Source organism: uncultured Amaricoccus sp. (assembly GCF_937858865.1).
In the GTDB taxonomy this organism is placed as follows: Bacteria; Pseudomonadota; Alphaproteobacteria; order Rhodobacterales; family Rhodobacteraceae; genus Amaricoccus.
On sequence record NZ_CALLYO010000119.1, the window covers coordinates 1 to 7,112 of the forward strand.

Annotated in this window: 6 protein-coding genes and 1 pseudogene; 3 read left to right on the forward strand and 4 right to left on the reverse strand. The window is 69.5% G+C overall.

Going from position 1 to position 7,112, the window contains the following annotated elements:
* Window positions 1–183: 183 nt before the first annotated feature.
* On the reverse strand, window positions 184–1,461 hold the full coding sequence (locus Q0112_RS03320) for an FAD-binding oxidoreductase (protein ID WP_297971374.1): 1,278 nt from the start codon (window positions 1,459–1,461) through the stop codon (window positions 184–186).
* 351 nt (window positions 1,462–1,812) lie between these two features.
* Here Q0112_RS03320 and Q0112_RS03325 point away from each other — a divergent pair, with 351 nt between their 5' ends.
* Together Q0112_RS03325 and Q0112_RS03330 are read left to right on the forward strand one after the other, a co-directional pair.
* Window positions 1,813–2,664, forward strand: coding sequence for a glycoside hydrolase family 16 protein (locus tag Q0112_RS03325; protein ID WP_297971376.1), 852 nt, complete (start codon window positions 1,813–1,815; stop codon window positions 2,662–2,664).
* A complete protein-coding gene (locus Q0112_RS03330) occupies window positions 2,661–3,791 on the forward strand; it encodes a glycosyltransferase family 4 protein (protein ID WP_297971379.1) in 1,131 nt (376 codons plus the stop codon). Before Q0112_RS03325 ends, Q0112_RS03330 begins: the two co-directional genes overlap by 4 nt.
* A 20-nt stretch (window positions 3,792–3,811) precedes the next feature.
* On the opposite strand, the gene Q0112_RS03335 is transcribed toward Q0112_RS03330, so the two are convergent.
* Entirely contained in the window at window positions 3,812–5,281 is a 1,470-nt protein-coding gene (locus Q0112_RS03335) for an O-antigen ligase family protein (RefSeq protein ID WP_297971382.1), read from the reverse strand.
* A 190-nt stretch (window positions 5,282–5,471) separates the two neighbouring features.
* Between Q0112_RS03335 and Q0112_RS03340 the strand changes: the two genes are divergently transcribed.
* A complete protein-coding gene (locus Q0112_RS03340; RefSeq protein ID WP_297971385.1) occupies window positions 5,472–6,347 on the forward strand; it encodes a family 2 glycosyl transferase in 876 nt (291 codons plus the stop codon).
* 98 nt (window positions 6,348–6,445) lie between these two features.
* Here the strand turns inward: Q0112_RS03340 and Q0112_RS03345 are convergent, their stop codons facing one another.
* Both Q0112_RS03345 and Q0112_RS03350 read right to left on the reverse strand, forming a co-directional pair.
* Window positions 6,446–6,685: a hypothetical protein gene (locus Q0112_RS03345; protein WP_297971388.1), complete on the reverse strand. Its 240-nt coding sequence runs from the start codon at window positions 6,683–6,685 to the stop codon at window positions 6,446–6,448.
* A 130-nt stretch (window positions 6,686–6,815) separates the two neighbouring features.
* Window positions 6,816–7,112: pseudogene (locus Q0112_RS03350) on the reverse strand (hypothetical protein); the annotation flags it as partial.

Below are 7,112 nucleotides of genomic sequence, written 5' to 3' on the forward strand. Positions count from 1 at the left end.
TAGACGACCTTGATCCCGGTCTCCGCCTCGAACTTCGCCACCGTGTCCTCGGCGATATAGTCCGACCAGTTGTAGACGTGCAGGACGTTGTCCTGGGCGAAGGCCGGCAAGGCCACGACGCCGGCGAGTGCTGCAGCGAGCAGACGTATCTTCATGCGATCATGGTCCTTTCCCGAGAATCGTCTAGACGCCGAGGCGATCCCGCAAGCCATACCACCAGGAGCCGAGAACGGAATAGGGAACGGCCCAGCGGCGGCCGCCCGGAAAGGGAATCCAGGGTAAACTCGCGAAAACGTCAAAGCGCGCGCGGTCGCCGTGCACCGCCTCGGCGAGGATCCGCCCGAAGAGATGGCTGCCCACCACCCCATGGCCGCTGTAGCCCTGCGCGAAATAGGTCTGCTCCCCGAGCCGCCCCATCTGCGGCACCCGGCTGAACGAGATGGCGCAGTTGCCCGACCAGGCATGGTCGATCCGCACACCCTTCAGCTCGGGAAAGATCCGCTCGAGGTTCGGCGTGAGCTTCGCCCTTATGTCCGCCGGATCGGTCCCGCCGTAGACCGTGCCGCCGCCCCAGAGCAGCCGCCCGTCCGCCGACAGCCGGTAGTAGTCGAGGACATAGCGCAGATCCTCGACGCAGACGTCCGTCGGCAGCAGCGCCCGCCCGCGCTCGCCGAGCGGCTCGGTCGCCATGATCTGCGTCGAGAAGGGCATCACCCGGTCGGCGATCTCCGGCACCGCCCCGCCCAGGTAGGCGTTGCCGGCGAGGATCAGCGCCTCGGGCCGCACCGTCCCCTTCGCCGTCCGCACCACCGGCCGCCCGGCCACGTCCTCGACCCGCAGGACCGGCGTCTCCTCGTGGATCACGCCGCCCAGCCCCTCGAGCGCCGCCGCCTGCCCCAGCGCCAGGTTCAGCGGATGCATGTGCCCGCCGGAACGGTCCAGCATTCCGCCGACGTAGGCGTCGCTCCTCACATGCCGCGCGAGCCCTGCGCGGTCGAGCAGCTCGAAATTGTCGATGCCATGGCGGCGCCAGAGCGCCTGCTTCTCCTCCAGCTCCTTCATCTGCCGGACGGTGAAGGCCGTGAAGAGGTTCCCGTCCTTGAGATCGCAGGCGATCCCGTAGCGCGCCACCCGTTCGCGGATGATCCGCCCGCCCTCCTGCACCACCGTCGCGACGAAGTCCGCCGTCGCCCCTCCGTAGCGCCGACCGATCGCCTCGAGGCTCGCGTTCAGCCCGTTGACGATCTGCCCGCCGTTCCGCCCCGAGGCGCCCCAGCCGACGCCTCGGCCCTCGAGCACCAGCACCTCGTGTCCCCGCTCGGCCAGCTCCAGCCCCGCCGACAGGCCGGTGAAACCCGCCCCGACAATGCAGACCTCGACCGCCCGCTCCCCCTCCAGCGCCGGCCGCTCCGGCGCCGGATTGCGCGACGCCGCGTAGTAGCCCTGCGGATCGTCAGCCACGCCCACCTTCCAACTCACATGCGCCCACGCGTCAGCGACCCAAACCCGACTCTCTCAGGTGCAATACACATTCCATACGCATTCCATACGCATCCCAGATCGAACGAATCCCCGTAAACCCCCATCACGGCGATGATGAAGATCGCCGCTCGACGTTAGCAGGGCCTGCGCCCCGATACCAACGTCATCCGCGCCCCCGACCAGTCCCGCGACCTGGCCTCCACACCCTAGGCCCAATTCGGTAGGCCGCATCCCTCTTCCGAGAGGGTCGTCTGCATTCCCCTGCACTTATTCTCGCGGCCGGGGCGACCACACGACCGGGGTATGATGCAGCTACCGACCCTTTCCTCGATGAAGAGGCTCTGGGCCGGGGGGCAGCACTTCGGCCGGAACCGCCGGATCCTGGTCGCGGCGGCCACGGTTGCCGGGACGGCGGCGCTCATGATCGTGGGCGGAGCCACCCGGGCCGACCGCGCGCCGGATCTCGACCTTTCGCACTACGAACTCGTGTTCGACGAGAATTTCGACACGCTCGACGTCTCGGGTCGGGGCCCGGGCACGCGGTGGATTGCGCACACGCCCTGGAACGGCGACTTCGGCGACGCGCTCTTCGTCGATCCGACGCCCGACTTCCCTTTCACGGTCGAGAACGGAATCCTTCGCATCGAAGCGCGCAAGGAGGAGGACGGCATCTGGCGCTCCGGCCTGCTCTCCTCGACCGATCCCTCCGGCGAGGGATTCCAGATGCAGTACGGCTACTTCGAGATGCGGGCGAAGATGCCGCCCGGCCCCGGCGTCTGGCCGGCATTCTGGCTGATCTACAACCGCTCTCCGGACAGCTCGCTGGAGATCGACGTCGTCGAATATTATGGCCATGCTCCGGACATCTATCATTCCGTGCTGAAGGTCTGGCCGAAGAATGACACGGTCGAGGAGCAGACCTACGACTTCGTGCACGACGTGCCGTGGGGCTCGCTCGTCGACGAGTATCACAATTACGGGGTCTCCGTGGAGCCGGACGAGATCATCTTCTACCTCGACGGTCACGAGATGGCGCGCACCCCGACCCCGGTCGAGCACATGGGCCCGCTGTTCATCCTGCTCGATCTGGCGCTGGGCTCGGGCTTCCCGATCGAGCACACCAAGAACCCGTCGCACATGTACGTCGACCACGTACGGGCCTACCGGCGCAAGGGCGGATGACCCTGTCGGTCCTTCACCTCGTCAACCATTGCGAGCACGGCGGCAATGTGCACCTCGCCGTCGATCTCGCCTGCGCGCAGGCCGCACAGGGCCACCGCGTCGGCTTCGCGAGCGGCGGCGGGCGTTTCGTGGCTTTGCTGGAGCGGTGCGGCGTGCGTCACATCCGGCTGGAACAGAGCCTGAGAACCCCCGCGCGGACGGCACGCGCCGCAGCCTCGCTGGCCTCGCTCTGCCGCCGCGACCGGCCGGACGTCCTGCACGCGCACATGATGTCGGGGGCCGTGCTCGGGCGCATGGTCGGAACGCTCCTGGGAATTCCACTGGTGACGACGGTGCACAACTCTTTCGACCGGCACGCCTGGCTGATGCGACTCGGCGACCGGGTCGTTGCCGTCTCGCGCGCCGAGCGGGAGTTGCTGCTCGCGCGCGGCTTCCCGGACGGCCGGCTCGACGTCGTCGTCAACGGCACGCTCGGCTCGGTGCGGTCGACGGAAGAACCGACACCGTCCGCCTTCCGGCTGCCCCGGCCCTGCATCACGACGCTGTCCGGGCTGGAGCGGCGCAAGGGTGTGCACGATGTGATCGAGGCCTTTGCGCGCGTCGCCGCGTCGGCGCCGGAATGGCGGCTCGTCGTCGCCGGCGACGGTCCGGAACGGCAGGCGCTGGAGCAACAGGCCGCCCGCTCCGGCTGCGCCGACCGCATCGCCTTCATCGGCCATGTCGAGACGCCAAGCCAGGTGCTCGTCCAGACCGACATCTTCGTCCTCGCCTCAGCCGCGGAGCCCTTCGGCCTCGGGATCCTCGAGGCCAGGGAGGCCGGCTGCGCGGTGGTCGGCACGCGCGTGGGCGGCATCGCCGAACAGCTCGACCATGACCGCCACGGCACCACGGTTCCTCCGGGTCGCCCCGATCTCCTCGGCGACGCGCTGCTGCGGCTGATGACGGACCCGGCGGCGATCGCAGAGGCCCGCCGCAGCGCCCGGCAGGGGCTCGCCTACTACCGGATCGATCGCATGGCCAGCGAGTACCTCGCGGTCTACGACGCGGCGATCCGGGTGCGGAATCCCGCCGCGCGCACAGGCGGCCTGAACCTCGGGACATCCTCCGGACGGGGAAAGTCAGGCTGAGGGCACCCGGGCCCGCCTGATCACGCCGGGCTCTGCGTCCCGGTCGCCGGCGTGCCGCCGGTCCAGGCCGCCGAGCCTCGCGTCGGGCGCTCCCATCGTGGATGGGGCAGCGCCGCGCGCTCGCTCGCCTGCATCTGCCGCAGCCGCTCCCGGCCGACGACGACGCCGGCCAGCGCGATGAAGAAGACGATCCCCGGGTCGGCGACGCTGCTGGAGATCGCCGCGGGAATCATCGAGGCCAGGGCCGTGGTGCGCAGGCTGCTGCAGAGCGCCGCGAGTTCCCGCGCCTCCGGATCCAGCCTTGGCCGCGGGATCGGCCGTGCCATCTCCAGCAGGAGCAGCACGATCAGGAAGGTGCCGAACGCCCCGAGTTGCGACAGGACCGCGATCACCCAGCTCGAGGCCCGCGAGCTGCCGAGCCCGACGCCGAGGCCGTAGGTGTCGAGGAAGGCCTTCCAGCTCTTGGCGTTCCAGTAGAACCGCTCGTCGGCGGACGCCGAGGTCGACTTGTTGATCAGGGTTTCCTCGATCAGCCGCTGCACCGGATCGAGCGCACCCTGCATGAAGGCCAGGACTGCGAGCACCAGTGTGAGCGCGATCGCACCGGCCAGGATCGTCGCCAGGTCGCGCGAGTTCAGCCGTCCGAGCATCAGCCGCCAGACGTAGGAAAGCGACAGCAGCGCTCCGAGGATCGCGAGGCTCGCGTAACCGGTCGAGGAGGTGGAGAGCAACAGCTGCAGGAACAGCACGACCGAGAGCACGAGCGCCGGGCGCCAGTTCGTGGCCCGCCAGTAGCTGAACGCAAAGGCGAGCCCGACGGTCGTGGCGGCACCGAAGGTCGAGGCCTCGGGAAAGCCGCCGGCGATGCGCCAGAAGCCCTCGACCTGCACCTCGATCAGCATCGAGTATCCGGCGGTGCGGATCGGCGCCAGCAGATCGCCGGCTCCGCTCAGCTTGCCGGCGAAGTCGATCATGCCGAGACTGGCGTTGGCGATCGCCGAGGCGAAAAAGCCGATCCGCAGCATCTCGAAGCGCCCGTCCCGCGCCAGTTGGCTCGCCACGGCGAAAAAGGCGAGGATGCCGAACGCGAAGTAGCCCGACTGGTTTATGTTGCCGGACACCGGCCGGAGCGCGGTCTCGACGATGGCACCGCGCGACGGCACGAATACCGTCGTTTCCCCGGCGAAGAGCCGCGGCAGGATGAAGGCGCTCGCGACACCGTAGACGAGCAGGGTCACCACGACGATCGGCGTCCAGTGCAGTCGGAACACCCGCGCGAGGTCGCCCCAGAAGGTGCGGCGGAGGACCGCCGCCGCCATCAGCAGGCCGGCCAGCGGAACATAGAGCAGCAGATTGATCCCGCCGGTGACGATCGCCGTCGACCCGAAGGCGAGGGATGCGAAGAAGGCGCAGGCCGTCGGCGCCCGGGTGAACTGGCCGAGCGCGAGGAGGAGAACCCCGACGAGTACTGCGATCGGTGCGACGCTCATTCCGTCATGCAGTCGTTTCCGCTGCTTCCATCCATGCTTCGCGTGACGCGCGATGTGCTTCATCCTTTCGAGCGTCCGGGGCGCCGAAAGGCCTAGGCGGCACTCTCATCGGCGTGCCGGCTCGACCCAGGGCGGATGTCGCCGGCAGACCGGCCGCCGCTAGCTTGGAGCGACGCCAGGGGATGGGAGCATGCGGCTGATCGTCATCATCGTCACCGCCGATCGCAGGGCCGTGCTGGGCCAGGCGCTGGCGCATCTCGAAGGTCAGACGCGCCGGCCCGACCTGGTCGTGGTGTCGGCTCCCGACGCGACCCACGTGGATGAAGCCGCGGTCACGACCTACCCGCTGCGCTACGTCTTCGGCGCGAGCGGCTGCACGGCGCAGCGCAACCGCGCCCTCGATTCCGAACATGCGCGCGACGCGGAGATCTTCGTCTTCTTCGATGACGACTTCGTACCCGCCGCCGAATACCTGGAGCGGGCGGAGGCCGCCCTGGCGCGGCATCCGGACTGGACGGTGATGACCGGGCACGTCCTGGCCGACGGGATCAAGGGCCCGGGGCTCAGCTTCCAGCAGGCCGGCGACATCCTGTCCGGCACACCGGACGGTAAGCCGGAGCGGCATGAGCACGTGGCGCCGGCCGGAGCCTACGGCTGCAACATGGTGTTCCGCGCCGCCGACATCGCCGAGGACCGCTTCGACGAACGGCTGCCGCTCTACGGCTGGCAGGAGGATACCGACTTCTCCCGGCGGGTCGCGCGCGGCCGGCCGATCGTGCGGCTGCACGGCCTGCGCGGCGTGCACCTCGGGGTCAAGCGAGGACGGGTCAGCGGGGTGCGCTTCGGCTACTCGCAGATCGTCAACCCGCTGTACCTGGTCCGCAAGGGCACCGGAACCGGGCGCTGGGCGGCCAGGCTGATTGTCCGCAACGTGCTCGCGAACGTGGCGCTCAGCCTTCGGCCGGAGCCGCACGTCGACCGCATCGGCCGGCTCAAGGGGAATCTGATCGCCGCCGGCCATCTGATGCGGGGCCGCTGCGACCCCGAATTCATCATGCGGCTGTGACCGGTGCGTCGAATGCCCGCCACAGCCACGGGCCTGCGCCGCGTGGCCAGCAGCCATCGGCCTCGGCGCCGTGACACGAGTCGGCCACCGCGACTAGGTCATCGCAGGAACCGCCTGCAGAAAATGCGGAGCGCGAGCGCCGCCAGGTAAGCCGCGTGGAGCACGACGGCCAGGACGATCGCCATCAGCGCCAGCTGGCCGACGCTCCCCTGCGCCATCCAGCCGGCCACGACACCCCAGACCAGCGCGACGAGGGTCGCCGGCATCAGCACTGGCGCACGGTAGCGCAGGCCTATCAGGGCGCCGAGCACACCGACAAGGACCACGCTCCAGAGCAAGCCAGCTCCCGTCTCGCCGCAGCGGATGCCCGCGCGCCCTGGAGTAGTATAGGCGATGAGCCTCTAGCGGTAGGGGGTGAGCTGAGCGCGGCGCCGGCCCCGGCAAGGGCCCGCCGACAGCGTTCCGCTGCTAGATCTCGCCGCCAGGCCTCCTCGCCGGCTCGCGGCGGAGCTCCACCTTGATCGCGTCGCCGGGCTCGATCGGCGTCGTCTCCTCGGCGGCGAGCTCGACGGACCCACCGTCGGCGCCGGTGCGCAGGATGGAGAAGGCCGGCCGCAGCCGCGAGGTCCCCGCGCCGGCGGTGAAGGCGTCGCCGATCTGGGCGTCCTCGACCAGGCTCGAAGCCGTCTCGAGCTGGCGCTCCACCTGGTCGAGCTGCGCCTGGGTGGCGCGGATCTCGTCCGCCAGGTTCTGGGCGTGCTGGGT